Consider the following 1,200-nt stretch of genomic DNA (forward strand, 5'->3'; position numbering starts at 1 on the left):
GAAATCGCGACCGGACCGGGCCCGTCCAACCAGCCGAATTCGCCACTTGGACGGCCCGGTCGGGCAGCCGCGATCAACTATTCCTACGCCGCAATGTCACAATCCATGCGCGCGGCGATCTCCTCCCAGACGCCCGCGCACTCGCGGGCGAGGCTGGTCACCGTCCCCTTGCAATGCGGGGGCACGCTGTCGATAATCGCCTGCCACTCCGCACCGCCGAGGGTAAGGAAATTGAACAGCCGAAGCAACGTACGTCCGGTGTCGCTGAACCGCAGGGCCGGGTCGGATTTCAACCGGTCCACGGCCGCCACCCGCTCCGCGATCCGCGACCTGCTGATCGCTCCCCCCTCGCGCGTTGCCGCGGGCGGCTCGGTCCTCGCCCGCGCGGCGGGCGTGGTGGCCGGGACCACGGCTTCGGGCCGTGCACGCGCCCGCACGCGCGGCTTCGGCAGCGGGTCCTCGCCGCGGTGCAGCCGGTTTCTGACGTCCCTGGCGGTCTCCGGGGATATCCGGGCCTCACGCGCGATCTGCCGCAGCGAGAGCCCGGGATTCTCCTGGATGAGCTTGCTGGCCAGCACGCGCCCGGCAGCGATGTCGACCGGCCGGACCCTCCCGTCCTGGCCGATTCTGCTGCCCTCGGCGAGGTTGCCGCCGGCCGCCCGCCGGCGGATCTCGGAGACGATACCGGGCGACAGGCCCGTGGTCGTGGCGATCATCCGGTCCGACCACTGCGGGTGCGTCGTGATGATCCGGCCCGCCGCCTGCTTCCGGTCCGCCATCGACAGCGGCAGGCCGTGCGCGACGTTCGACTCCACCGCGAGCACGAAGGCGTCGGATTCGCTTCCGTCGAAGTACGTTACGGGGATCTTGTCATCACCGCGAAGCTGCGCCGCCCGTAAGCGGTGCACCCCGTCGATCACCCGCATGGTCGGCCGGTGCACCAGCACCGGAGGAAGCGGAACCCGCACTTCCATCAAGGCCTGTATATGGTCCTGATCATCACCCGCACTACGCGGCGAAGCGGCGACGGACAATGTACTGATCTCGGCTTCGAATACCATCTGTTGTTCGAACTGAGGCTGGCCAGACTGCATCACAAGCTCCTCTCGAGGTAACTCCTGCGAACCAGCTCGCACTCAGCGGTGCATGGCGTTAGGCGTACCCCAAAGGAGTGTGGACCAGGTGATACCGGCGTCGCTT

1 protein-coding gene is annotated in these 1,200 nt (G+C 68.1%); it reads right to left on the minus strand.

What is annotated here, in order from left to right; translation table 11 throughout:
* Positions 1-83: 83 nt before the first annotated feature.
* Positions 84-1,094 (minus strand): ParB N-terminal domain-containing protein, encoded by a 1,011-nt coding sequence (locus ACQKIP_RS47835; protein ID WP_365862070.1) that lies wholly within the window; start codon positions 1,092-1,094, stop codon positions 84-86.
* Between the last annotated feature and the right edge of the window lie 106 nt (positions 1,095-1,200).

Source organism: Streptomyces sp. NPDC059900 (assembly GCF_050270335.1).
Lineage (GTDB): Bacteria > Actinomycetota > Actinomycetes > Streptomycetales > Streptomycetaceae > Streptomyces.